This window comes from Zestomonas carbonaria (genome assembly GCF_904061905.1).
Taxonomy (GTDB): domain Bacteria; phylum Pseudomonadota; class Gammaproteobacteria; order Pseudomonadales; family Pseudomonadaceae; genus Aquipseudomonas; species Aquipseudomonas carbonaria.
Genome location: NZ_CAJFCI010000025.1, coordinates 44,330 through 67,749, shown reverse-complemented (window position 1 = coordinate 67,749; position 23,420 = coordinate 44,330). Strand labels below are relative to the sequence as shown.

Genomic DNA, 23,420 nt, shown 5'->3' with positions numbered 1-23,420 from the left:
GGGGACCCAGAAAACAACGCGCGCCTACAGGTTTTCCTCGGCCGCCATCACCCGGTTGCGGCCCTGCGCCTTGGCCCGGTAGAGGGCCACGTCGGCGCGCGACAGCATCTGCTCGAGGGGGATGTCGTCTTCCTGGTCGGTGAGGGCGACGCCGATGCTGACGGTGATGTGCAGGCTGTTGCCTTCGGTCACCGGGAATTCCAGGCGCTCGACCAGCGAGCGCAGCCGTTCGGCGATGTGCAGCGCCTCCGTGCGGGTGGCGCCGGGCAGCACCACGACGAACTCCTCGCCGCCCAGCCGGCCGAACAGCTCGCCCTGGCGCAGTTGCTGCCGCAACTGGTTGGCGAACTCCCTGAGCACCTGGTCGCCCATGGCGTGGCCGTGGGTGTCGTTGATCGCCTTGAAGTGGTCGATGTCGATCATCAGCAGGGCCAGCGGCGCGGAGTTCCGCTGCTGGCGGCGACGCTCCATCAGCGCGGAGGTCTGCTGGGTCAGCGCGCTGCGCTCCAGGGCGCCGGTGAGGGTGTCATGGTTGGCGCGGTGCTCCAGTCGCGCCAGCAACTGCCGGTTCAACGCGATGGTGATGGCCACCACCAGCGGGCCCATGACCAGCATGGAGATGCCCAGCCGGGCGGACATCAGCGCGCCGACCCCGGCGCTGCTGTGCGGCACCCCGTAGTACACCAGGTCGCCGGCGACCACGATGATCTCCGCCAGGCCGGTGAGCATGGTCAGCACGGCCAGGGTGAACAGCCGGTAGGCCAGGGCGCACCAGAGCAGCGCGGGAACCGGGAAGGCCAGCGCGCCGGGGCCGCCGATGGCCAGGCCGGCCAGGAGCGAAGCCAGCAGCGCGAGCATCGGCCGCACGTCGGCGTGGGCGAAGTCGTGGCGGCCCGGCCTGCGGAAAGGCGGCGCGGTGAGCAGGGCCGGGAGGATCAGCAGGCAGGTGGAGAACTGTTCGCTGAACCAGGCCAGCCAGGTGGTCTGCAAGGTGCCGTCGAACCAGCGGGCGCCGTTCATCAGGCAGGCCAGCGAGGCCGCGACCGCGGCGCCGGCGGCACAGGCGATGAGCAGGTGGAGGAGCGCCTGCGGGGTTTCCAGGCGCAGTTGCGGCACCGGCCGGCGCATCATCAGGTGCCAGCCGGTGAGCAGCAGGCCCATGTTGCAGGCGTTCAGCCACAGCGCCGGCAGCCAGGTGTTGCCGCTGCCGAGGTCGACGGCGAGCATCCCGGCATAGATGGTCAGCCAGCCGGCCGGCGTGGCCCTGTGTGGCTGCCTGAGCAGCAGGCCGAGGAGAATGGCGTTGACCGGCCAGAACAGCGATAGCGATTCGATGGGGCGGGTGAGGACGCCGAGCAGCGTCAGGCCCAGGGTCAGTACGAACAACCCGGCGAGCGGAAGGAGTCGGTGGAAGCGGTGTTGCATCCTTGCGGCCATGAAGAATCCTGCCAGACGAGCGCGCGATGCGCGGGGCGCAGGCCGGGTCCGGCATGGAAATCACCTGGCAAGCTGCACGTGTGCGTCAGGTTCTGCAAGGCAGGGTGGGCTTGTCAATCGCTTATGGTCATCCGTCTGACCACCGGCATGGTGCCGCTCGACGTGAGGCGAAAGCGTAGGGTGGGCGGAAGCGGAGAGCTGCCCGGCCCACCCCACAGGCATCCTGCGGTTATTTCCGTGCGCCACGCACGCCATCGGCGAGCTGGCGGCAGAGGTCGAGGACGCCGTCCACCGCCTGGGCCGGGGTTTCGGCTTTGGCGATCTGGTCGACCAGCGCCGAGCCCACCACCACGCCGTCGGCCAGGCGGGCGATGTTCGCCGCGTGTTCCGGGCTGCGGATGCCGAAGCCGATGGCGACCGGCAGCGTGGTGTGCCGGCGCAGGCGCGCCACGGCTTGCTCGACGTGTTCCAGGGTCGCTGCGCCCGCACCGGTGACGCCGGCCACGGAGACGTAGTAGACGAAGCCCGAGCTGCCTTCGAGCACGGTCGGCAGGCGCCGGTCGTCGGTGGTCGGCGTGGTCAGGCGGATGAAGTCCAGGCCGGCGGCCTGGGCCGGTTCGCAGAGGTCTTCGTTGTGCTCCGGCGGCAGGTCGACCACGATCAGGCCGTCGACGCCGGCGGCCTTGGCGTCGGCGATGAAGCGGCCGACACCGTAGTAGTGGATCGGGTTGAAGTAGCCCATCAGCACCAGCGGCGTGGTGCTGTCGCCGTTGCGGAAGTCGCGGACCATCTGCAGGGTCTTGGCGAGGGTCTGCTTGCCGTTCAGGGCGCGGATGTTGGCGAGCTGGATCGCCGGGCCGTCGGCCATCGGGTCGGTGAACGGCATGCCCAGCTCGATCACGTCGGCGCCGGCATCCGGCAGGCCCTTGAGGATCCGCAGCGAGGTGTCGTAGTCCGGGTCGCCAGAGGTGACGAAGGTCACCAGGGCGGCGCGGTTCTGCTGTTTCAGTTCGGCGAAGCGGGTTTGCAGGCGGCTCATGCGTTGGCCTCCTTCTCTTGCATGTGGTGCATGACGGTCTGCATGTCCTTGTCGCCGCGGCCGGACAGGTTGATCACCATCAGGTGGTCCTTGGGCAGCCTGGGCGCGCGCTTGAAGGCTTCGGCCAGGGCGTGGGACGACTCCAGGGCCGGGATGATGCCTTCCAGGCGGCAGCAGGTGTGGAAGGCTTCCAGGGCCTCGTGGTCGGTGATCGAGGTGTACTCGACGCGGCCGATGTCGTGCAGCCAGGCGTGTTCCGGGCCGATGCCGGGATAGTCCAGGCCCGCCGAGATCGAGTGGGCGTCGATGATCTGGCCGTCCTCGTCCTGCAGCAGGAAGGTGCGGTTGCCGTGCAGCACGCCGGGGACGCCGCCGTTCAGGCTGGCCGCGTGCTTGCCGGTCTCGATGCCATGGCCGGCGGCTTCGACGCCGATGATCTGCACGGATTCATCGTCGAGGAACGGATGGAACAGGCCCATGGCGTTGGAGCCGCCGCCGATGCAGGCGATCAGCGAGTCCGGCAGGCGTCCTTCCTTCTCGGCGAGCTGCTCGCGGGTTTCCTTGCCGATCACCGCCTGGAAGTCGCGCACCAGTTGCGGATAGGGGTGCGGACCGGCGACGGTGCCGATCAGGTAGAAGGTGCTGTCGACGTTGGTCACCCAGTCGCGCAGCGCCTCGTTCATGGCGTCCTTGAGGGTGCCGGTGCCGGCGGTGACCGGGATCACCTCGGCGCCCAGCAGCTTCATGCGGAAGACGTTGGCCTGCTGGCGGTCGATGTCGGTGGTGCCCATGTAGACCACGCACTGCATGCCGAAGCGCGCGGCCACGGTGGCGGTGGCCACGCCGTGCATGCCGGCGCCGGTCTCGGCGATGATGCGCTGCTTGCCCATGCGCTTGGCCAGGAGGATCTGGCCGATGCAGTTGTTGATCTTGTGCGCGCCGGTGTGGTTCAGCTCTTCGCGCTTGAGGTAGATCTTCGCGCCGCCGAAGTGCTCGGTCAGGCGCTCGGCGAAGTACAGCGGGCTCGGACGGCCGACGTAGTCGCGCTGGAAATAGGCGAGTTCCTGGATGAATTCCGGGTCGTCCTTGGCCTTCTCGTACTCGGCTGCCAGGTCATGGATCAGCGGCATCAGGGTCTCGGCGACGTATTGGCCGCCGAAGGTGCCGAACAGGCCCTTGGCGTCGGGACCGGTGCGCAATGTGGTCATGGTGGGCTCCTGTCGTGTCGTGGCGTAGGAGCGCCCCATGGGCGCGATTCGCGGGCATGGCCCGCTCCTACAGTCTGTGCTGAGGATACGGCTGTGGCGGCTGGCAGAAAAGCGATAAGATCGCCCTTACCTGTCAGAAAAACTCACGGATCGCCATGGCCCACGATCTCCCCCCGCTGAACGCCCTGCGCGCCTTCGAGGCCGCCGCCCGGTTACTCAGCATCAGCAAGGCCGCCGGGGAGCTGCACGTCACCCACGGCGCGGTGAGCCGGCAGATCCGTGCCCTGGAGGAACACCTCGGGGTGAACCTGTTCGACAAGGACGGACGCGGCGTAAAACTCACCGATGCCGGCCAGCGCCTGCGCGATGCCAGCGGCGAGGCCTTCGAGCGGCTGCGCACGGTCTGCGCGGAACTCAGGCAGGGCCGCGCCGACGCGCCATTCGTGCTTGGCTGCCCGGGCAGCCTGCTGGCGCGCTGGTTCATCCCGCGCCTGGACAGGCTCAACCGCGACCTGCCCGACCTGCGCCTGCAACTCTCCGCCAGCGAGGGCGACCTCGACCCACGCCGCGCCGGGCTGGATGCGACCCTGTGGTTCGCCGAGCCGCCCTGGCCGGCGGACATGCAGGTTCACGAACTCGGTGTGGAACGCATCGGCCCGGTGTTCAGCCCGCGCCATGCGCGCGCCGCCGAACTGCGCCACGCGCCGGCCTCGATCCTGCTCAGCGAACCGTTGCTGCACACCGCCTCGCGCCCGCAAGCCTGGCCGCAATGGGTGCGCGGCAACGGCCTGGACCCGGCCAGCCTGCAGCTCGGCCAGGGCTTCGAGCACCTCTACTACCTGCTGGAAGCGGCGGTCGCCGGCCTCGGCGTGGCCATCGCCCCGGAGCCGCTGGTGGCCGACGACCTGCAAGCGGGTCGCCTGCTGGCGCCCTGGGGCTTCGTCGAAACCCCCGCCCGCCTGGCCCTGTGGGTGCCCGAGCGTAGCCGCGACGGACGTGCCGAGCGGCTGGCGCGATGGCTGATGCGGGAGTTGGCGGGGGCTGGCCGTGAGTGAAGCCCGAGCGGCTTGTACGGATGAGATGCGTTATGCCGTAGGGTGGAACGCGCCTCATCGTTCCACCAAGGGTGCTGCGGACAGGTAGCGCCGAGTGGTGGAAAACGCTTCGCGGTTTTCCACCCTTGCTGCTCCAGCGGGCTGCGGGATTGGCGGCAGCCCGCTCGCGCGGATCGTTCTTCCGATGGTCCGGCCAAACCGTCGGCAAGGTGCGTTCGGTGAGGCCGGCTTCCAGCACGCCGTGGAGCCCGCCCGGCTCAGTCCCGATGACTGCTGTAGTACAGGTAGCCGAGCAGCCCGACCACGCCTAGCACCAGGCCGGCGGTGGCCAGCGGGTGTTCGCGGCTGTAGTCGCGGGTGGCGATGCCGGCCCTGTAGGTCTTGTCCTTCACCTCGTCGTAGGCCTCGCCGAGCAACTGGCGCGAATGCGCCAGGGCGCGTTCGGCGTTGTGGCGGATGGCCCCCAGCGAACGCTTCGATTCGTCGCTGGCGCCTTCCTTGAGCTGCTCCAGGCTGGCGAGCAGGCTCTGGATCTCGGCTTCCAGGCCGTGCAGGGATTGCTTGCGGGAAAACAGGGTCATCGGGTTGTCCTCCTCTTTCTGTGGCCGTGAAGGTTCCGACTGCGCCGAGCCGGGAAAGTGCGACTAGGCTGAAATTCAGGCGCGGCTTCCTGTCTGGCTCCACCCGGGGTCGCGTTGTCGCGGGCACCACCTTCAAGGAGAACACGCCATGTCCGATCACCACACGTACAAGAAGATCGAGCTGGTCGGCTCGTCGAAGACCAGCATAGAAGATGCCATCAACAACGCCCTGACCGAGGCGGCGAAAAGCCTCAAGCTGATGGAATGGTTCGAGGTCGTCGACACCCGCGGACATATCGTCAACGGTGCCGTGGCGCACTATCAGGTCACCATCAAGGTCGGTTTCCGCATCGTCGAGAGCTGAGTGCCGTGGTGCGGCACGGGAGCGGTTCCTGGCCGCTCCCGGAGTGCGGGTGAAGGCTTTTTCCCGGACGCGGGTTGTCTGCCGGCGCTTCGTCCCCACATAGGGAAGACGACCCAGGAGGCCCCATGACCCGCTTGTCAGACATCCGCATCTCCACCCTCGATCTCGCCCCGATACGCGCCGACGGCGGCCCCGGCCAGGCGCTGCGCAACTCCCTGGAACTCGCCCGGCACGTCGAACGGCTCGGCTACACGCGCTTCTGGGTGGCCGAGCACCACAACATGGACGGCATCGCCAGCTCCGCCACCGCCGTGCTGATCGGCTACCTGGCCGCCGGCACCTCGACCATCCGCGTCGGCGCCGGCGGGGTGATGCTGCCCAACCACGCGCCGCTGGTGATCGCCGAACAGTTCGGCACCCTGGAAACGCTCTATCCCGGCCGCATCGACCTCGGCCTCGGCCGCGCCCCTGGCGCCGACCAGTACACCGCCCATGCCCTGCGCCGCGACCGTGCCGGCAGCGCCGACGACTTCCCCGCCGACGTCGAGGAAATGCAGCGCTATTTCGGCCCGCGCACGCCCGACCAGCGGGTGATCGCCATGCCTGGCACGGGCACCGGGGTGCCGATCTGGATTCTCGGTTCCAGCCTGTTCGGCGCCCAACTGGCGGGCATGAAGGGCCTGCCGTTCGCCTTCGCCTCGCACTTCGCGCCACGCATGCTGCACGAGGCGATCCGCGTCTATCGCAACCACTTCACCCCGTCCGCGGTGCTCGACAAGCCCTATGTGATGCTTGGCGTGCCGCTGCTCGCCGCCGACAGCGACGAACGCGCCGAATACCTGGCCACTTCGGCCTACCAGCGCATCCTCGCCCTGATCCGTGGCCAGAGCCTGGTGCAGCGCCCGCCGGTGGAAAGCATGGAAGGCCTGTGGCTGCCCCACGAGCGCCAGGCGGTCGGCGACTTCTTCGGCCTGGCGGTGATCGGCGGCCCGGAGAAGGTCCGCGCGCGCCTGGAGGTGCTGCTGGAGCAGACCAACGCCGACGAGCTGATCTTCACCAGCGACATGTACGACTTCGCCGATCGGCTGCGTTCCTACGAGATTCTTGCGGAGCTGCACCGGGGCTGATGCTGGCCAGGTGACCGATGGCCGGTGCGAACTCGCCTGCTCTGCGCTTTTCTGAAACTGAACACCCGTGGAAAGAAGGAGGAGCGTAATGGAAATCACCAAACACGCGTCGGCCCACTGGCAGGGTGGGCTCAAGGACGGCAGGGGCAGCCTGTCCACCGAGAGCGGTGTGCTCAGCGACACGGCCTACGGCTTTCGGGCCCGTTTCGAGGGCCAGCCGGGCACCAACCCCGAGGAACTGATCGGCGCCGCCCATGCCGGCTGTTTTTCCATGGCCCTGGCGATGCAACTGGGGCTGGCCGGGATGACCGCCGAACGCATCGACACCAAGGCTGAAGTGACCCTGGAACAGGACGAAGGCGGCTTCACCATCACCGCCGTGCACCTGTCGCTGCAGGCGCACATCCCCGGCGCCGACCGCGCCGCCTTCGAAAGCGCGGTGGAAGCGGCGAAGACCGGTTGCCCGGTGTCCCGGCTGCTCAATGCCGAGATCACCCTGGAGGCTTCCCTGGAAAGCTGATTATCCGGGGCGGCCGGCAGGATGGGCTTCAGCCCACCAAAGGGGATCAATACGGCCCGCAGCGCAGCACCTCGCCACGGGCGAGCACCTGGCGCTGCTCGCCGTACAGCCAGGCCTGGGCCTTGGCCGCCAGCGGGCGGGCTTCCAGGCGGTAGCGCTGGCCGGCGGCGAAGCCGTCGTAGCGCACGCGCAGGTAGCAGGTCACCGAGCCCGGCGAACCGCTCGGCTCCATGCCGCCGCCACCGCCCATGCGTTCGTACTGGAAGCGCACGTCCAGTTCATGGGCGCCGGGGCTGACCTGGAAGAAGCGCCCATCGCTCAGGCGCTGGCCGTCCAGGCGGCTGGCGGAGATGGTGTGGCTGGGCTGCTGGGTGGCCAGCTCGACCCACGCCTGCTGCGGATCGGCCGGCGGCAGGCTGCTGCTGGCGCAGGCAGCGAGGCTGAGGGTGAACAGGGAAAGCAGAAACGGACGCATGGCGAATCTCGATACTGGCAAGCGATCCTTTAAGCATAGTGATGCGGGGTGGAAAACTGCGAAGCGTTTTATCTGGGCGGCTGGTCTCGCTCCTACATTGTTCAGTGGATTCCCGCGTTCGTGGGAATGACGGTTGAACGCCGGAGTTTCCTCCTCGTCATCCCCGCGAACGCGGGGAACCAGAAACCCCGAGACAACCCATCAGAACTCGCCGCAACGTCCTTCTCGCCCCTTCGCCAGCACCTGGTTCTGCGCATCGTAGAGCTTGGCCCAGGCGCGGAAACCGATATTGCCGGCGACCAGCCGGTAGCGCTCGCCGGCGGCGAAGTCGGCGTATTCGAGGCGCACCTGGCAGTTGCGCGGCATGGCCTCGCTGTCCGGGCCGATGTCGCTGCCGGCCACGGCGAACAGCAGGCGCGCCTGCAACGCGTGGCGGCCGGGCGGCACCTGGAAGAAGCGGTCGTCGTCCAGTGGCTTGTCGTCCACTTCGTCGGCGCGCAGTTCGCTGGCCGGGTTGGTGTGCAGGTCGATCCAGGCCTGGCTGGGGTCGTGCGGCGGCAGCAACGAGCAGCCACCGAGCGAGATCAGGCCGGCGAAAAGAAGCGGGGTGCGCATGCGGTGCTCCAGGTCTTCAGGCAGACAGACGGTGGCGGGATGCAGTAGTGTCGCTGGCTCCGGCGACTCCCCATCAACCTGTACCCGGCCCGCCATGAGTTTCTTGTCCAGCACTCTCGACCGCGTCCTGTCCCGCTGGGTTCCCTTGCTGTTGGCCGGGGCGCTGAGCGGTTGCGCGAGCCTGTCCTACTACGACCAGTTGGTCGACGGCCAGCTCGACCTGCTGCGGCGCAGCGAGCCGGTGGAGGCGATCCTCGCCGACGAGTCCCGCGACCCCGAGCTGCGCCGCCGCCTGGCCCTGGCGCAGGAGGCGCGCACCTTCGCCAGCGCCGAGCTGGGCCTGCCGGACAATCGCAGCTACCGCATCTACGCCGAGCTGGACCGCCCCTACGTGGTGTGGAACCTGTTCGCCACGCCGGAACTGTCGCTGACCCCGCTGACCCACTGCTTCCCCATCGCCGGCTGCGTCGCCTACCGCGGCTACTACAGCCAGAGCGGCGCGCGCGGCGCGGCGGCGCTGCTCCAGCAGGATGGCTGGGACACCTACGTCGCCGGCATCGAGGCCTACTCGACCCTCGGCTGGTTCGACGATCCGCTGCTCAGCAGCATGCTGCGCTGGGACGACGAGCGCCTTGCCGCGCTGATCTTCCACGAGCTGGCCCACCAGCGCCTGTACGTCGCCGACGACACCGCCTTCAGCGAATCCTTCGCCAGCTTCGTCGAGCGCGAGGGCGCCCGGCAGTGGCGCGCGGCGCGTGGCCTGCCTCCCGCCGATGGCCGCGCCGAACGGATGCGCGAACAGTTCACCGCCCTGATCCTGGCCAGCCGCGAGCGCCTGCAAGCGCTCTACGCCAGCGACCTGGACGACGCCGCCAAGCGCGCCGGCAAGGCCGCCGAGTTCGAGCGCCTGCGCACGGAATACCGGCAACTGCGCGACACCGAGTGGCAGGGCGACCGCCGCTACGACGCCTGGATCAACGCCCCGCTGAACAACGCCCGCCTGCTGCCGTTCGGCCTCTACGAGCAGTGGCTGAGCGCCTTCGCCGCGCTGTATCGTCAGGCGGGCGACTGGGCGACCTTCTATGCGCGTGCCGCGACACTCGGCAAATTGCCGCCGGCCGAGCGCGAGCGGGCCCTGCGCGCCTTGCAAGGCGAGAACCCGGCGCTGCCGGAGACAGTCAACCCATGAGTGATTCACAACCGGAGGTGAGCGATGAATAGATGGATGGCGGTCGCCCTGCTCGGCCTGCTGGCCGGCGGCGCCGTGGCGGCACCCAAGCCGTGCGAGGAACTGAAGGCCGAGATCGAGGTGAAGATCCAGGCCGCCGGGGTGACCAGCTACACCCTGGAAATCGTGCCCAACGACGAGGTCGAGGACCCCAACATGGTGGTCGGTAGCTGCGACGGCGGGACCAAGAAGATCATTTACCAGAAGAACGGTAACTGAGTAGGGGAGGCCTGTACCCGTGGGATGGGTATTGCCGCTCCGCTCCTCGACCCATCCTGCTTGTCTGCTTTGGGGGCGGGGTGGAGGAGTTGGAGGGAGATTCCGCCCCTCACCCCAGCCCTCTCCCGAGGGGAGAGGGAGCCCGTCCTGCGTCTTGGCTCTGCCTCTGAGCGGCCTCGAAGGATTGCTCCAGATGATGGAGCGGCACGATGCCTGGTCGACGCCACCGTACCAGTCCCCTCTCCCTCCGGGAGAGGGCTGGGGTGAGGGGCGGGCCCGACCAACCACGCCAATCTATCGTACTCACCGAAAGGCTTGCGGCGCCGATCTTCCCGGTGCGCATGGCGCACTACGCGAAGGCTCGCCGCAGTTCGTCCAGCGTGGCGAAGTGATAGGTCGGAGCCTCGGCCGCCAGTTCCTCATGGCTGCCGAAGCCATAGCCGACCGCCGCGCAATCCAGCCCGTTGCGCCGCGCGCCGATCAGGTCGTGCTTGCGGTCGCCGATCATCAGCGCGCTTTCCGGCGCCAGGCCCTCTTCGGCGAGCAGGTGGGCGATCAGCTCGACCTTGTCGGTGCGCGTGCCGTCCAGCTCACTGCCGTAGATCACCTTGAAATGCCGGTCGAAGCCGAAGTGCCGGGCGATCTCGCGGGCGAACACCGCTGGCTTGCTGGTCGCGATGTACAGCGTGCGGCCCTGTCCGGCGAGCCGTTCGAGCAGGTTCGGCACGCCGTCGAACAGGCGGTTCTCGTACAGCCCGGTGACCTTGAAGCGTTCGCGGTAGTGGTTCACCGCCTGCCAGGCGGTGGCCTCGTCGAAGCCGTAGCTGGCCATGAAGCATTGCAGCAGCGGCGGGCCGATGAAGTGCTCGAGCCGGGCCAGGTCCGGCTCGTCGATGCCCAGTCTGGCGAGGGCGAACTGCACCGAGCGGGTGATGCCCTCGCGCGGGTCGGTGAGGGTGCCGTCGAGGTCGAAGAGGATGTGCTGGTAGTGCATGGGGATGATTGCGCGGTGAAAGCCAGGGGCAAGCATATCAGGGCATTCGATGCGCTTCTCCGGCGGTCGGCCGTGGCCTGAAACAATCTGTTGCAGATCATCGACGAACGGGGTGCGGGTTTTGCCGTGCTCATCCGTCATGGACATATGAGGCACGGCGTTTCCAGTGCGCGTCTGCCGCGCACCCTCTTCCGCCGGCCGTTCTTCCGCCTATCGCAATGACAGTCTGTCCATGAAATCTGTTGCTTCCTCCCGCGGGCCCGCGCTCGCCCTGCTGTCGCGCAGCGCGGCGGCGATCCTCGGCGGCTATGCGTTGACCTCGGCGCTCGTGGTGTTCCTCGGCGCGATCATTCCCCTGCCCAAGGGGCAGGCGGTGCTGGCCGGGTCGCTGGCCAGCTTCGCCATCTACACCGTGGCGATCGTCTGGGTATTCGCCGTCAGGGACCTCAAGCGCGTCTGGCTCGGCCTGCTGCTGCCGGCCGTGCTGTTCGCCGGGCTCGGCTGGCTGCTGGGGAGGGTGCTGGCATGAGCCAGGCGGAACAGAAGGAGGGCCTGCGCCAGGCTATGGCCTGGCTGCACACCTGGGGCGGGCTGTGGGCCTGCTGGGTGCTGTTCGTCATCTTCCTCACCGGTACCCTCGGGGTGTTCGACGATCCGATCACCCGCTGGATGAAGCCGCACCTGCCGCAGGCGCAGGCGGTCACCGGTCTCGACGATAGCGTCGACCGCCCGCAGGCGGTGCGCCTGGGCCAGGCCTGGCTCGCCGAGCATGCGCCGCGCGGGCATTTCTGGGGCATCGGCCTGCCCAACGATACCGACAAGGCGATCCGCCTGTTCTGGGAAGACGAGCACGAGCAGTTCCAGCAGAAGCGCCTCGACCCGCTCACCGGCCAGCCGCTGGCCAATGCCGAGGAGCGCGACAGCGAGGGCGGCCACCACTTCGTGCACATGCACTTCGAGTTCCACGCCGGCACCGCCGGTATCTGGCTGGTCGGCTTCTTCACCATGGCCATGCTGGTGGCGCTGGTCAGCGGGATCATCATCCACAAGCGCATCTTCAAGGACTTCTTCACCTTCCGCCCCGGCAAGGGCCAGCGGAGCTGGCTGGATGCCCACAACGCGCTGTCGGTGCTGAGCCTGCCGTTCCAGTTGATGATCGCCTACACCGGCCTGGCGACCTTCTACGCGCTATACATGCCGCTCGGCATCGCCGCGCACTACGACAGCCCCGAAGCCTATTTCGCCGACCTGCTGACCCAGCCCGAGCACCGCCCGGAAACCGGCATCGCGGCCCCGGTCACCGCGCTGGACGAACTGCTGGTGCGCAGCGAGGCGCAATTGCAGCGGCCGGTGAGTTTCGTCAGCGTCGAGCACCCCGGCGACAGCAGCGCGGCGGCGGTGCTGTTCGGCCGCTTCATCGAGAAGGAAGGCCAGTACACCCTGCTCGGCGATGGCGCGGGGCGGGTGTTCTTCGACGCGGTGAGCGGCGAGCAGCGGGACATCCAGATACCCGGCGAGCGGCGTGGCGGTGCGGCGCAGGACGTGCAGTCGGTGATGCGCAACCTGCACTTCGCGGCGTTCGGCGGCGACGCGATCCGCTGGCTGTACTTCGTCTGCGGCCTGGCCGGCGCGGCGATGCTGGCCACCGGCGCGATCCTCTTCATGGTCAAGCGCCGGCAGCGTGCGCTGGGCGAGTTCGGCGCGCAGACCGAGCGTGTCTACCGGGTCATCGAAGTGCTCAACATCGGCAGCATCGCCGGCCTGGCGCTGGCCTGCGTGGCGTTCTTCTGGGCCAACCGGCTGATCCCGGTGGGCATCGAGCAGCGGCCGGAATGGGAGATCGGCGCCTTCTTCGCGGTCTGGGCACTGACCTGCCTGCATGCCGCGCTGCGCCCGGCGACCACGGCCTGGATCGAGCAACTGCTGGCCATCGCGCTGCTCTGCCTGCTGCTGCCGCTGCTCAACTGGGGGACGGTCGGCGAGCAGTTCGTCATCTACCTGCTGCGCGGCGACGGCCAGCGCGCCGGGGTCGAGCTGGTCGCCATCGGGTTCGGCCTGCTCAGCCTGCTGGCGGCGCGGCGGGTGTGGGTCAAGGCCAGCCGGCCGGCGCCTGCGAAACGCCCCCGGCGCAGCGCCGCCCGTGCACTCGAAGTGGAGGCGCACTGATGCTGCCCGTCGTCGCGATTCCATTGGCACTGGCCCTCTCCTACGCCGGCATGGCCGGCCTGTGCCTGGGCATGGACCGCCACCACGTGCAGGTCTGGCCGCGCAAGTCGCGCGCTCGCCAGCGCCTGCTGCGCCTGGCCGGCTGGCTGCTGCTGGCCGCCGCCCTGTGGCCGTGCCTGCGCGCCTGGGGCGGCGCGGTGGGGACGGTGGTCTGGTGCGGCGTGCTAACCGCCGGCGCGCTGGCGCTGGTCCTGCTGCTGCCCTATCGCCCGCGCCTGGCCGCCTGGCTGGCGGCGTTCTCGACCCTGGGGGCACTGCCGCTGCTTGCCCTGTGATGCCGACAAGGATGTACCCCGCATGAGTTTCGATCTCCGTTCCAAGGGGCGCTGGCTGCTGTTGACGCTGGTGCCGATGCTGCTGCTGCTCGGCGCCTGGTGGTGGCAGGGCGACGCCGCGCCGGATTACCTCACCGTGCCGGTCGCGCGCGGCGACGTGGAAGCCACCGTGGTGGCCATCGGCACCCTGCAGCCGCGCGAGTCGGTGGATGTCGGCGCGCAGGTCTCCGGCCAGGTGCTGCGCCTGCACGTGCAGCCCGGCGACAAGGTGGAGAAGGGCCAGTTGCTCGCCGAGATCGACGCCAGCCTCCACGAGGCCACGGTGGAAGCCGACCGCGCGGCGCTCGCCGGCCTGCGCGCGCAACTGGCCGACCAGCAGGCGCAGCTCGACCTGGCGCGCCAGCAGCACCAGCGCCAGTTGCGCCTGGCCCGCGACGAGGCGACCCGCGAGGAAGACGTGCAGGTCGCCATCGCCGCCTGGAAGTCCGCCCAGGCGCGCCTCGAACAGTTGCGCGCGCAGATCGCCGAGAGCCAGGCGCGGCTGCGCGGCAACGAGGCGCTGCTCGGCTACACCCGCCTCTACGCGCCGATCGCCGGCACCGTGCTGGGCGTCGACGTCAAGCAGGGCCAGACCCTCAACGCCACCTACCAGACGCCGACGGTGATGCGCATCGCCGACCTCAGCGCGATGACCGCCTGGACCAAGGTGTCCGAAGCCGATATCCGCCAGCTCGCGCCGGGGATGCCGCTGTACTTCACCACCCTCGGCGGCGACGGCCGGCGCTGGCACGCCAAGGTCCGCCAGGTGCTGCCGGCGCCGCCGGTGACCCCGGCCAATGGCGGCGAGGAAGGCGCGGCGGCCCAGGCGACGCAGGCGGTGCAGTACACCGTGCTGTTCGACGTGGCCAACGACGACGGCGCGTTGATGCCGCAGATGACCGCCCAGGTGGTGTTCATCACCGCCGCCGTGCACGACGTGCTCACCGCGCCGCTGGAGGCGCTCGACCCGGTGGCCGGCGAGGCCGGGCTGTTCACCACCCGCGTGCTGGACGCCAAGGGTCGGCCGCAGGGCCGCGAAGTGCGGGTCGGGGCGCGCAATCGCCAGCTCGTCGAGGTGCTCGATGGCCTGGCCGAGGGCGATCGCCTGGTCACCGGTGAGGTGGCGCAGACTTCGGCGGTGAGGTTCCAGTGGTGAGCGAAAGCCCCGCGCTGATCGAGCTGGAGGGTATCCGCCGGCGCTACGGTGGCGAGGACGGCAGCCCCGAAGTGGAAGTCCTGCGGGGCGTGTCGCTGCGCATCCAGGCTGGCGAGTTTGTCGCCATCGTCGGCGCCTCCGGCTCCGGCAAATCGACGCTGATGAACATCCTCGGCTGCCTCGACCGGCCGAGCGCCGGCCGCTATCGCTTCGCCAGCCGCGACGTCGCCGGCTTCGACGCCGACCAGTTGGCCTGGCTGCGCCGCGAGGCGTTCGGCTTCGTGTTCCAGGGCTATCACCTGATCGCCACCGAGTCGGCGCGCGAGAACGTCGAGATCCCCGCCCTGTACGCCGGCCTGCCCGCCGAGCGGCGCCGCGAGCGGGCGGTCGCCCTGTTGCAGCGCCTGGGTCTCGGCGAACGGCTCGATCATCGCCCCAACCAGCTTTCCGGCGGCCAGCAGCAACGGGTGTCGATCGCCCGCGCGCTGATGAACGGCGGCCGCATCATCCTCGCCGACGAGCCCACCGGCGCGCTGGACTCGCACAGCGGCAAGGAAGTGATGGCGCTGCTCAACGAACTGGCCGACGCCGGCCACACGGTGATCCTGATCACCCACGACCGCGACGTGGCGGCGCAGGCGCGGCGGGTCATCGAGATCCGCGACGGCGAAGTGGTGAGCGATTCCGGCAGCCAGGTCCCGGCCAGGGCGCTGCCGTCGCCGGACCTCGCCGAGGCCGGCCGCGACCACGGCGTATCGCCCTGGAGCGAGCTCGGCGAGGTGGCGCGTTCGGCCTGGCGGGTGATGTGGCAGAACCGCTTCCGCACCGCGCTGACCCTGCTCGGCATCGTCATCGGCGTGGCGTCGGTGATCGTCATGCTCGCCGTCGGCCTCGGCACCAAGGACCGGGTGGTGGCGCGGATGGCCTCCATGGGCGCCACCATCATGTACCTGAGCGGCCGCCAGCCGCCCGAAGGCGGGCCGGCCGGCGTGGTGACCCTGGAAGACCTCGACGCGGTGGCCGGGCTGCCGGAAGTCCGCGCCGCCATGCCGGTGATCGGCGACCCGGCGATGGTGCGCTACGGCAACGTCGCCCGCTCGGTCTACACCTTCTCCAGCAGCGAAGAAATGCCGCGCATCCACCACTGGCCGGTCGCCGTGGGCCGTTTCTTCAGTGCCGCCGAGGACAAGGCGATGGCGCCCGTGGTGGTGCTCGGCCACAAGGCCCGCGAACAGTTCTTCCCCGGCATCGCCAACCCGCTCGGCCTGCAACTGCTGATCAAGGACTCGCCGTTCGAAGTCATCGGCGTGATGAGCGAGAAGGGCGCGGACTCCGGCGCCGAAGACTACGACGAGATGGTCTTCATCCCCTATCGCGCCGGCCGGGTACGCGTGTTCCAGGCGCTGACCCATCCGGACTACTCGGTGATCGACGCCGCCTCGTCGAGCCAGGTGCTCGCCGCCGAGGCGGCGATCCGCGAACTCCTCGAAACCCGCCACGGCCGCCAGGACTTCGGCATCGGCAACGCCGCTGCCAAGCTGCTGGCCGAGGCGGAGACCCAGGACAGCATGACCCTGATGCTCGGCCTGATCGCCGCGGTGTCGCTGCTGGTCGGCGGCATCGGCGTGATGAACGTGATGCTGATGACCGTGCGCGAGCGCACCCGCGAGATCGGCATCCGCATGGCCACCGGCGCGCGCCGCCGCGACATCCTCCACCAGTTCCTCGGCGAGGCACTGCTGGTCACCGTCACCGGCGGCAGCGCCGGCGTGCTGCTCGGCATCGTTGCCGGCCTGCTGCTGGTCGCCAGCGGCGTACCGCTGGTGTTTTCCCTCAGCGCCATGCTGATCGCCTTCACCAGCGCCGCCGCCACCGGCCTGCTGTTCGGCTGGCTGCCAGCCAGGACCGCCGCCGCGCTCGACCCGGTGGTGGCGTTGTCGATGGAGTAGCGCGAGCGATGTTGGCGACAACTCGGACCGCTCCCTCTCCCATTCATGGGAGAGGGCTGGGGAGAGGGTCATGCGTTCCTATGACACGCAGGTTGACTCTTCGCACGCACCGCTCTTCCCTCTCCTTCCTCCTCTCCCATGAGCGCGAGAAGAGAGCCAACGGACGCCACACCATGGCCATGAAACCCGCACTCCCCCTGCTGCTGCTCCTGGCCCTGGCCGCCTGCTCCCGTCATCAGCCTGCGCCGGACGAGCTGCCCGAAACCCCGGCGCAGTGGCGCCACGCCAACGCCCTGCCCGCCCAGGAAATCGACTCCACCTGGTGGCGAGCCTTCGGCAGCGACGAGCTGGACCGCCTGGTCGCCCAGTCTTTCGCGCAGAGTCCCGACCTGGCCGCCGCCGTCGCTCGGGTGCGCCAGGCCGAAGCCAGCGCGCGACTGGCCGGCGCGCCGCTGCTGCCGAGGCTCGACGGCAACCTCGGCGCCAGTCGAGCAGGCCGTCTCGGTGGTGATGCCGACACCGCCGGCAACCGCTACGAAGGCGGCCTGGCGGCCAGCTACGAAGTCGACCTGTGGGGTCGCCTGCGCGCCGGGCGCGACAGCGCCGAACTGGCCCTGCGCGCCAGCCGCTTCGACCGCGACGCCCTGCACGTCACCCTCGGCGCCGGGGTGGCGAACACCTGGTTGCAGACGGTCGGTCTCGGCGAACGCCGGCGCATCGCCGAACTCAACCTGGCCAACGCCGAACGCGTCCTGGCGACCGTCGAAGCACGCTGGCGCGCCGGTGCCGCCATTGCCCTCGAACTGGCCCAGCAACGCGGCGTGGTGGCCACCCAGCGACGCCTGCTCGCCGACCTGGGCCAGCAACTGGAAGACAGCCGAACCGCCCTGGCCTTGCTGCTTGGCGCAAGCGTCACCGAACTGAGGATGCACGCCGCCGACCTGGACGCCCTGCGGGTGCCGAGCCTCGGCGCCGGGCTGCCCAGCGAACTGCTCGGCCGCCGTCCCGACCTGGCCCGTGCCGAAGCCAACCTGGCCGCCGCCGATGCCGACGTCGAAGCCGCCCGCGCCGCCCTGTTGCCGCGCCTCGACCTGACGGCCAGGGCCGGTGGCGGCAGCGGCAGCCTGTCGCGCGTGTTCGCCGATCCGGTCTACTCGCTGGCGGCGGCGCTCGCCGCACCGATCTTCGACGGCGGCCGCCTGGCCGCCGACCGCGACATCGCCATCGCCCGCCGCGAGGAATTGCTCGCCGACTACCGTGGCGCCATCGTCACCGCCTTCGCCGACGTGGAAACGGCACTCAACGCCCTGGCCGGCAGCGCCGCCAAACTGGCCGCCCAGCGCGAAGCGCTGGCCCAGGCCGAACTGGCCTTCCGCCTCGCCGAATCCCGCTACCGCGCCGGCGCGGAAACCCTGCTCACCCTGCTCGACGCCCAACGCACCCTCTACGCTGCCCAGGACGAAGCGGCACAACTCCAGCTCGAACGCCTGCAAGCCAGCGTCGGCCTGTATCGGGCGCTGGGCGGCGGTTGGCGGGCGGAGCAATGGCTTGGGCGTCAGGAAGTAGAGGAGCTGCCTGTGCGGCAGTGAAGCCAACAACGCCTACAGCATGAACTTCGATGATTTTCTTAGCTGCCTACATGGCAGTGAAGACGGTGCTGTAGCCGGGCACCGGCACCGGGTCTTTCTTAGCTGCCTATACGGCAGTGAAGCAGACCTGCACGTCTAAGAAGACCACCGAGAATTTCTTAGCTGCCTATACGGCAGTGAAGCGCGACCGGAGTCGTCACCGACACTATCGCCGTTTCTTAGCTGCCTATACGGCAGTGAAGGATGCCTGCTGGGCGTTGGGCTACCAGTTAGTTTTCTTAGCTGCCTATACGGCAGTGAAGGCTCGCTGTGAGTTGGGCCGTCGACGCAGGGATTTCTTAGCTGCCTATACGGCAGTGAAGGTTGGTCGCCATCACATCTCCAGTTGATCGTTTTTCTTAGCTGCCTATACGGCAGTGAAGATCAGCGGCGAGGGCTTCATGCCGCCGGGCCTTTTCTTAGCTGCCTATACGGCAGTGAAGGCGGTAGCGGCGCTGACGCTCGGCATTGCTGATTTCTTAGCTGCCTATACGGCAGTGAAGTTCATTGCCAATCAGCTCGGCCACAGCGTCGATTTCTTAGCTGCCTATACGGCAGTGAAGATCCTCTGGCTGACCGCCTGGGGATTCGGTGTTTTCTTAGCTGCCTATACGGCAGTGAAGGGGTTTGATCTGGCGACGCTCGTCCGCTCGAATTTCTTAGCTGCCTATACGGCAGTGAAGCTTCTCAGGCATCCACCCTGCTGTATCGATGTTTTCTTAGCTGCCTATACGGCAGTGAAGTAGAGACAATACCCGCCAACTCTTTGCTTTCAAAGGCCCATCTTCTTTCTCCTTGGAAAAACCCTTTTTCTGGGAGAATCTGTAACTATTTGATTTTAAAGGACTCTGAAAGACTTCAGAAAAAAGGGTTATCAGCGCTGCATGGTGCGTTTCCATATTTCCGCTGTGAAGGCCAGAATGCCTCCATGATTTCGCGGAGAGCTTCCATGGATGACCTCAGCCCTTCCGACCTCAAGTCGATCCTCCATTCCAAGCGCGCCAACATCTACTACCTGCAACACTGCCGGGTGTTGGTCAATGGCGGGCGGGTGGAGTACGTCACCGATGCCGGCAAGCAGTCGCTGTACTGGAACATCCCCATCGCCAACACCACGACGATCCTGCTCGGCACCGGTACCTCGGTTACCCAGGCGGCCATGCGCGAGTTGGCCAAGGCAGGTGTGTTGGTGGGTTTCTGTGGCGGAGGCGGAACGCCGCTGTTCTCGGCCAACGAGGTGGATGTGGAGGTGGCCTGGTTCTCGCCGCAGAGTGAATACCGGCCCACCGAGTATCTACAGCACTGGGTGCGCTTCTGGTTCGACGATGACCTGCGGCTGGAGGCGGCGAAGCGCTTCCAGGGGGCACGGCTGGAGCGCATTCGCCAGGGCTGGCTGCACAACCGGCCATTGCGCGACGCTGGCTTCGCGGTGGACGGCGACGTCTTGCAGCAGGCGTTGGAGCAATCCCTGCGCAATCTGCAATCAGTCCCCGACAACACCGCCCTGCTCGCCGAAGAGGCTCGACTGAGCAAGCGTCTGTTCAAGCTCGCCGCTCAGGCCAGCGGCTATGGCGAGTTCGTTCGTGCCAAGGGTGGTTCGGGCGGCGACCCGGCCAACCGCTTCCTCGACCACGGCAACTACCTGGCCTATGGCCTGGGCGCCACGGCTACCTGGGTGCTGGGTATCCCCCATGGCCTGGCGGTGCTGCATGGCAAGACGAGGCGAGGTGGACTGGTGTTCGACGTGGCTGACCTGGTCAAGGACGCCACCATCCTGCCCCAGGCCTTCGTCTCCGCCGTACGCGGTGACGAGGAGCAGGAGTTCCGCCAGGCCTGCATCGACAACCTGACCCGTAGCGAATCACTGGATTTCATGATCGACACCCTCAAGGCGGTGGCCGAGAGTGTCGGTCGATGAATGTCCTGCTGATCAGCCAGTGCGACAAGCGAGCCCTGGTGGAGTCGCGGCGCATTCTCGACCAGTTCGCCGAGCGCCGTGGCGAGCGCACCTGGCAGACGCCCATCACCCAGGCCGGCCTGGACAGCCTGCGCAAGCTGTTGAAGAAGAGCGCCCGGCGCAACACCGCGGTGGCCTGTCACTGGATACGCGGTCGTGACCACAGTGAACTGCTGTGGATAGTCGGTGACGCCAGCCGCTTCAACGAGCAGGGCGCGGTACCCACCAACACCACCCGCCGCGATGTGCTGCGCCGGGATGACGAGAACGATTGGCACACTGGCGAAGACATCCGCCTGCTGGCGCAGATGGCGGCGTTGTTCCACGACATCGGCAAGGCCAACGCCGTCTTCCAGGCCAAACTGCGGGGGGAGGGGCCGATCCGCGACGCCTTCCGCCACGAGTGGGTGTCGCTGCGCCTGTTCGAGGCTTTCGTCGGTGTCGGCAACGGCGATATCGACTGGTTGCAACGCCTGGCGGAGGGTGCAGAAAACCCCGATACCGAGTGGCTGGCCCGACTGGTTCGCGACGACCGACCGAGCCAGCCGGGACCGTTCAAGCAAGGCCGTCTGCCGCCCTTGGCCCAGGCTGTGGGTTGGCTGGTGCTCAGTCACCACCGCCTGCCCATCATGGAAGGGACCAATGCCCAGGGGCTGCAATATCTGCCTGTACCAATCACTGCTGATTGGAACGACGCCCGACGTGATGCGGGCAGCGCCGAGCAGGCTGCCTGCTGGACCTTCGCGCCGGGACACCTGCCTTTCGCCAGCGCAGCCTGGCGACGCAAGGTGGCCACCTGCGCCGCCGCCCTTCTGGCCCGTCCCGGCCTGTTGCAACGCGCCCCGCGTCTGCTCGCCGATCCCTACGTGATGCACCTGTCGCGCATGGTGCTGATGCTCGCCGACCACCATTACTCCAGCCTGGATGCCAACCCCAGGCTGGGCGACCCGGCTTATCCCGTCCATGCCAATACCGACCGTGAGGGCCTCAAGCAGCGTCTGGACGAGCACCTGCTTGGCGTCGCCCGCGAGTCCCGCCGATTGATGGGTGTCCTGCCGCGCCTGTCGCGCAGTCTGCCGCGTATCGCCCGCCATAAAGGCTTCAAGCGACGCAGCGACGATCCGCGCTTCCGCTGGCAGGACAAAGCCTTCGACCTGGCGGTCAGCCTGCGTGAGCACTCCGCACGCCAAGGTTTCTTCGGCATCAACCTGGCCTCCACCGGCTGCGGCAAGACCCTGGCCAACGGCCGCATCCTCTATGCCCTGGCCGATCCACAGCAAGGCGCGCGTTTCACCATTGCCCTAGGCCTGCGTACCTTGACCTTGCAGACCGGGCAGGCCTACCGTGAGCGGCTTGGCCTTGGCGAGGACGACCTGGCCGTGCTGGTAGGCGGCGGCGCCGTGCGCCAGTTATTCGAACTGGGCCAGGAGCGGGTGCGCGGCAGCGAATCCAGCGAAGCCCTGCTACCGGACGACAGCCACGTTCACTACGAGAGTGGCCTGGCGGACGGCCCGCTGAAGGCCTGGCTGGAGCGCGATCCGGCTGTGCACAAGCTGGTGACTGCGCCGGTACTGGCCTGCACCCTCGACCACTTGATCTCCGCCACCGAAAGCCTGCGCGGCGGCAAGCAGATCGCCCCCATGTTGCGCTTGCTGACCTCCGACCTGGTGCTGGACGAGCCGGACGACTTCGACCTGGCCGACCTGCCGGCCCTGAGCCGCCTGGTGCACTGGGCCGGCATGCTCGGCAGCCGTGTGCTGCTCTCCTCGGCCACCTTGCCGCCGGCCCTGGTGCAAGGATTGTTCGAGGCTTACCGGGCAGGGCGCGCCTTGTTCCAGGCCAATCGCGGTGAGCCAGGTATACCTCTGGAGATTCGCTGCGCCTGGTTCGACGAGTTCGGCTGTGAGGAGGGCCGGCATGGAGAGCCGGATGGCTTCGCCGCGGCCCATGACGCGTTCATCCGTCGGCGTCTGGGTCACCTGGCGACAGAGGACGTCCGTCGCCGTGCCCGTCTGGTTCCGCTGGCGGTTTCCGGCGGCGACCGCCAGGCAATCTGCCAGGAGTTGGCCGGGCAACTGCCGGACTGGATGCTGCAATTGCACCGGGCCCACCACTCGACTGCACCCGATGGTCGGCGGATAAGCGTCGGTCTGTTGCGCCTGGCCAATATCGAACCGCTGATCGAGCTGGCCCAGGCACTGTTTGCCCAAGGTGGGCCGGAAGGTACGCGCCTGCACTTGTGCGTCTATCACTCGCGCCATCCGCTGGTCCTGCGCTCGGCCATCGAGCGACAACTGGATGGTCTGCTCAGGCGCCACGATCCGCAGGCGTTGTTCAACCACCCGTTGGTGCGCACGGCCTTGGCCGAACACCCGGAAGCGGACCAGGTGTTTGTCGTGCTCGCCTCTCCGGTGGCCGAGGTGGGGCGCGACCATGACTACGACTGGGCTGTGGTGGAACCCTCGTCGATGCGCTCGATCATCCAGTTGGCCGGGCGCATTCGTCGCCATCGGCCCGGCACCTGCACGGGGCCGAACCTGTACCTGCTGGCGCGTAACCTCCGGGCTCTGCAAGGCCAGGCGGTGGCCTTCGAGAAACCCGGCTTCGAGTGCAAGGAATGGCACCTGGCGAGCCACGATCTGCACGACCTGCTGCGTGAGGAGGAATGGATGACGATAGATGCCGCGCCACGCATCGTCGCCAGAGAAACGCTGCAACCCGCCACCAGCCTTGTCGACCTGGAGCATGCCCGCTTGCGAGCGCTGATGCTCGGCGAGGGCAACGCAGCCACCCGCTTCGGCGTGCCGCATTGGTGGCAGACCCTGGCTCCGTTGTCCGGCATCCTTCAGATCGAACAGCGTTTCCGTAAGAGTTCCTTGCAACAGACCTACTCTCTGCTGCCAGCGGTGGACGATGAAGAGTACCTGCTGTTCCACCGTGATAACGGGGACGGGGAGTGGACGGCCGTCGGCAACCTGCTGGGTGAGTTGTCCCTGGCATTGGGTCCGCGAGTGCAAAGCTGGGGTGCTGGCGACTACCTGGACGAGTTGGCCATCCTGGCCGAACGCTTCGACCTGTCGTTGCCTGCCTGCGCCAAGCGCTTCGGCCAGGTTCAGCTCGATGAGCGTGACAGTACCCAGGGCTGGGACTGGCATCCGTTGCTGGGCTTCAAGAGGCGGCGCTGAATCCTTACGGTCGTGAGGATTTCCACAAGATCTGGTTGGCCTATTGCGAAATCCTCATGACCGTGAGGATTCTCTGTAGCTGAATGTAGACATGAAAAAAATCTCGGAAAATCTTTACACGTCCGCAGAACATGAAAAGAAAT

The 23,420-nt window shown here is 67.9% G+C and carries 21 protein-coding genes and 1 CRISPR repeat array; of the genes, 14 read left to right on the top strand and 7 right to left on the bottom strand.

Annotation, left to right across the window (positions count from 1 at the left end):
* Positions 1–24: 24 nt before the first annotated feature.
* From PSEWESI4_RS05050 to trpB, 3 genes are all read right to left on the bottom strand, one after another.
* A complete protein-coding gene (locus PSEWESI4_RS05050; protein ID WP_187670093.1) occupies positions 25–1,437 on the bottom strand; it encodes a GGDEF domain-containing protein in 1,413 nt (470 codons plus the stop codon).
* Between the two features lie 229 nt (positions 1,438–1,666).
* Complete coding sequence (gene trpA / locus PSEWESI4_RS05045; protein ID WP_187670092.1) at positions 1,667–2,476, bottom strand: tryptophan synthase subunit alpha; 810 nt, start codon at positions 2,474–2,476, stop codon at positions 1,667–1,669.
* Positions 2,473–3,684: a tryptophan synthase subunit beta gene (gene trpB / locus PSEWESI4_RS05040; protein ID WP_187670091.1), complete on the bottom strand. Its 1,212-nt coding sequence runs from the start codon at positions 3,682–3,684 to the stop codon at positions 2,473–2,475. The genes trpA and trpB overlap by 4 nt, the downstream gene beginning before the upstream one ends.
* 155 nt (positions 3,685–3,839) lie before the next feature.
* Between trpB and PSEWESI4_RS05035 the strand changes: the two genes are divergently transcribed.
* Positions 3,840–4,739, top strand: a complete 900-nt coding sequence (locus PSEWESI4_RS05035) for a LysR family transcriptional regulator (protein WP_187670090.1) — start codon at positions 3,840–3,842, stop codon at positions 4,737–4,739.
* Between the two features lie 257 nt (positions 4,740–4,996).
* Here PSEWESI4_RS05035 and PSEWESI4_RS05030 read toward each other — a convergent pair whose 3' ends face one another.
* The gene (locus tag PSEWESI4_RS05030; protein ID WP_187670089.1) at positions 4,997–5,320 is read right to left on the bottom strand and encodes a DUF883 family protein; all 324 of its coding nucleotides are present in this window, start codon (positions 5,318–5,320) and stop codon (positions 4,997–4,999) included.
* Between the two features lie 148 nt (positions 5,321–5,468).
* Here PSEWESI4_RS05030 and PSEWESI4_RS05025 point away from each other — a divergent pair, with 148 nt between their 5' ends.
* The 3 genes from PSEWESI4_RS05025 to PSEWESI4_RS05015 all read left to right on the top strand — a co-directional run bounded on the left by PSEWESI4_RS05025 (position 5,469) and on the right by PSEWESI4_RS05015 (position 7,331).
* The gene (locus PSEWESI4_RS05025; protein ID WP_187670088.1) at positions 5,469–5,684 is read left to right on the top strand and encodes a dodecin; all 216 of its coding nucleotides are present in this window, start codon (positions 5,469–5,471) and stop codon (positions 5,682–5,684) included.
* Between the two features lie 125 nt (positions 5,685–5,809).
* Positions 5,810–6,811 (top strand): LLM class flavin-dependent oxidoreductase, encoded by a 1,002-nt coding sequence (locus PSEWESI4_RS05020; protein WP_187670087.1) that lies wholly within the window; start codon positions 5,810–5,812, stop codon positions 6,809–6,811.
* A gap of 94 nt (positions 6,812–6,905) precedes the next feature.
* Positions 6,906–7,331: an OsmC family protein gene (locus PSEWESI4_RS05015; RefSeq protein WP_328821784.1), complete on the top strand. Its 426-nt coding sequence runs from the start codon at positions 6,906–6,908 to the stop codon at positions 7,329–7,331.
* A 46-nt stretch (positions 7,332–7,377) separates the two neighbouring features.
* Here PSEWESI4_RS05015 and PSEWESI4_RS05010 read toward each other — a convergent pair whose 3' ends face one another.
* Together PSEWESI4_RS05010 and PSEWESI4_RS05005 are read right to left on the bottom strand one after the other, a co-directional pair.
* Complete coding sequence (locus tag PSEWESI4_RS05010) at positions 7,378–7,806, bottom strand: PA0061/PA0062 family lipoprotein (protein ID WP_187670085.1); 429 nt, start codon at positions 7,804–7,806, stop codon at positions 7,378–7,380.
* A gap of 201 nt (positions 7,807–8,007) precedes the next feature.
* A complete protein-coding gene (locus PSEWESI4_RS05005; RefSeq protein WP_187670084.1) occupies positions 8,008–8,421 on the bottom strand; it encodes a PA0061/PA0062 family lipoprotein in 414 nt (137 codons plus the stop codon).
* Between the two features lie 94 nt (positions 8,422–8,515).
* Here PSEWESI4_RS05005 and PSEWESI4_RS05000 point away from each other — a divergent pair, with 94 nt between their 5' ends.
* Both PSEWESI4_RS05000 and PSEWESI4_RS04995 read left to right on the top strand, forming a co-directional pair.
* Positions 8,516–9,610 carry an aminopeptidase gene (locus PSEWESI4_RS05000; protein WP_187670083.1) on the top strand — a complete coding sequence of 365 codons (1,095 nt, stop codon included), beginning with the start codon at positions 8,516–8,518 and terminating at the stop codon, positions 9,608–9,610.
* 24 nt (positions 9,611–9,634) lie between these two features.
* A complete protein-coding gene (locus PSEWESI4_RS04995; protein ID WP_187670082.1) occupies positions 9,635–9,868 on the top strand; it encodes a DUF1161 domain-containing protein in 234 nt (77 codons plus the stop codon).
* Between the two features lie 349 nt (positions 9,869–10,217).
* On the opposite strand, the gene PSEWESI4_RS04990 is transcribed toward PSEWESI4_RS04995, so the two are convergent.
* On the bottom strand, positions 10,218–10,862 hold the full coding sequence (locus PSEWESI4_RS04990; protein WP_187670081.1) for an HAD family hydrolase: 645 nt from the start codon (positions 10,860–10,862) through the stop codon (positions 10,218–10,220).
* Positions 10,863–11,094: 232 nt separating this feature from the next.
* On the opposite strand from PSEWESI4_RS04990, the gene PSEWESI4_RS04985 reads away from it, so the two are divergent.
* From PSEWESI4_RS04985 to cas3f, 8 genes are all read left to right on the top strand, one after another.
* Entirely contained in the window at positions 11,095–11,391 is a 297-nt protein-coding gene (locus PSEWESI4_RS04985) for a DUF3649 domain-containing protein (RefSeq protein WP_187670080.1), read from the top strand.
* Complete coding sequence (locus PSEWESI4_RS04980) at positions 11,388–13,028, top strand: PepSY-associated TM helix domain-containing protein (RefSeq protein WP_187670079.1); 1,641 nt, start codon at positions 11,388–11,390, stop codon at positions 13,026–13,028. Before PSEWESI4_RS04985 ends, PSEWESI4_RS04980 begins: the two co-directional genes overlap by 4 nt.
* Positions 13,028–13,363: a DUF3325 domain-containing protein gene (locus tag PSEWESI4_RS04975; protein ID WP_408004274.1), complete on the top strand. Its 336-nt coding sequence runs from the start codon at positions 13,028–13,030 to the stop codon at positions 13,361–13,363. Before PSEWESI4_RS04980 ends, PSEWESI4_RS04975 begins: the two co-directional genes overlap by 1 nt.
* Before the next feature lie 22 nt (positions 13,364–13,385).
* Positions 13,386–14,558 carry an efflux RND transporter periplasmic adaptor subunit gene (locus tag PSEWESI4_RS04970; protein ID WP_187670078.1) on the top strand — a complete coding sequence of 391 codons (1,173 nt, stop codon included), beginning with the start codon at positions 13,386–13,388 and terminating at the stop codon, positions 14,556–14,558.
* Positions 14,555–16,507 (top strand): ABC transporter permease, encoded by a 1,953-nt coding sequence (locus PSEWESI4_RS04965; protein WP_210768829.1) that lies wholly within the window; start codon positions 14,555–14,557, stop codon positions 16,505–16,507. The genes PSEWESI4_RS04970 and PSEWESI4_RS04965 overlap by 4 nt, the downstream gene beginning before the upstream one ends.
* A 173-nt stretch (positions 16,508–16,680) precedes the next feature.
* Entirely contained in the window at positions 16,681–18,096 is a 1,416-nt protein-coding gene (locus PSEWESI4_RS04960; RefSeq protein ID WP_328821778.1) for an efflux transporter outer membrane subunit, read from the top strand.
* A gap of 34 nt (positions 18,097–18,130) precedes the next feature.
* A CRISPR array of direct repeats spans positions 18,131–18,878; the repeat unit is 28 nt; unit sequence TTTCTTAGCTGCCTATACGGCAGTGAAG.
* A gap of 206 nt (positions 18,879–19,084) precedes the next feature.
* Entirely contained in the window at positions 19,085–20,053 is a 969-nt protein-coding gene (gene cas1f / locus PSEWESI4_RS04955; protein WP_187670076.1) for a type I-F CRISPR-associated endonuclease Cas1f, read from the top strand.
* Complete coding sequence (gene cas3f / locus PSEWESI4_RS04950; RefSeq protein WP_187670075.1) at positions 20,050–23,277, top strand: type I-F CRISPR-associated helicase Cas3f; 3,228 nt, start codon at positions 20,050–20,052, stop codon at positions 23,275–23,277. The genes cas1f and cas3f overlap by 4 nt, the downstream gene beginning before the upstream one ends.
* Positions 23,278–23,420 lie beyond the last annotated feature (143 nt).

Bases quoted from the DNA above. Each gene is read 5' to 3' on its own strand.
- PSEWESI4_RS05050 (WP_187670093.1), bottom strand. From the start codon at position 1,437: ATGGCCGCAAGGATGCAACACCGCTTCCACCGACTCCTTCCGCTCGCC.
- trpA (WP_187670092.1), bottom strand. From the start codon at position 2,476: ATGAGCCGCCTGCAAACCCGCTTCGCCGAACTGAAACAGCAGAACCGC.
- trpB (WP_187670091.1), bottom strand. From the start codon at position 3,684: ATGACCACATTGCGCACCGGTCCCGACGCCAAGGGCCTGTTCGGCACC.
- PSEWESI4_RS05035 (WP_187670090.1), top strand. From the start codon at position 3,840: ATGGCCCACGATCTCCCCCCGCTGAACGCCCTGCGCGCCTTCGAGGCC.
- PSEWESI4_RS05030 (WP_187670089.1), bottom strand. From the start codon at position 5,320: ATGACCCTGTTTTCCCGCAAGCAATCCCTGCACGGCCTGGAAGCCGAG.
- PSEWESI4_RS05025 (WP_187670088.1), top strand. From the start codon at position 5,469: ATGTCCGATCACCACACGTACAAGAAGATCGAGCTGGTCGGCTCGTCG.
- PSEWESI4_RS05020 (WP_187670087.1), top strand. From the start codon at position 5,810: ATGACCCGCTTGTCAGACATCCGCATCTCCACCCTCGATCTCGCCCCG.
- PSEWESI4_RS05010 (WP_187670085.1), bottom strand. From the start codon at position 7,806: ATGCGTCCGTTTCTGCTTTCCCTGTTCACCCTCAGCCTCGCTGCCTGC.
- PSEWESI4_RS05005 (WP_187670084.1), bottom strand. From the start codon at position 8,421: ATGCGCACCCCGCTTCTTTTCGCCGGCCTGATCTCGCTCGGTGGCTGC.
- PSEWESI4_RS05000 (WP_187670083.1), top strand. From the start codon at position 8,516: ATGAGTTTCTTGTCCAGCACTCTCGACCGCGTCCTGTCCCGCTGGGTT.
- PSEWESI4_RS04995 (WP_187670082.1), top strand. From the start codon at position 9,635: ATGAATAGATGGATGGCGGTCGCCCTGCTCGGCCTGCTGGCCGGCGGC.
- PSEWESI4_RS04990 (WP_187670081.1), bottom strand. From the start codon at position 10,862: ATGCACTACCAGCACATCCTCTTCGACCTCGACGGCACCCTCACCGAC.
- PSEWESI4_RS04985 (WP_187670080.1), top strand. From the start codon at position 11,095: ATGAAATCTGTTGCTTCCTCCCGCGGGCCCGCGCTCGCCCTGCTGTCG.
- PSEWESI4_RS04980 (WP_187670079.1), top strand. From the start codon at position 11,388: ATGAGCCAGGCGGAACAGAAGGAGGGCCTGCGCCAGGCTATGGCCTGG.
- PSEWESI4_RS04975 (WP_408004274.1), top strand. From the start codon at position 13,028: ATGCTGCCCGTCGTCGCGATTCCATTGGCACTGGCCCTCTCCTACGCC.
- PSEWESI4_RS04970 (WP_187670078.1), top strand. From the start codon at position 13,386: ATGAGTTTCGATCTCCGTTCCAAGGGGCGCTGGCTGCTGTTGACGCTG.
- PSEWESI4_RS04960 (WP_328821778.1), top strand. From the start codon at position 16,681: ATGGCCATGAAACCCGCACTCCCCCTGCTGCTGCTCCTGGCCCTGGCC.
- cas1f (WP_187670076.1), top strand. From the start codon at position 19,085: ATGGATGACCTCAGCCCTTCCGACCTCAAGTCGATCCTCCATTCCAAG.
- cas3f (WP_187670075.1), top strand. From the start codon at position 20,050: ATGAATGTCCTGCTGATCAGCCAGTGCGACAAGCGAGCCCTGGTGGAG.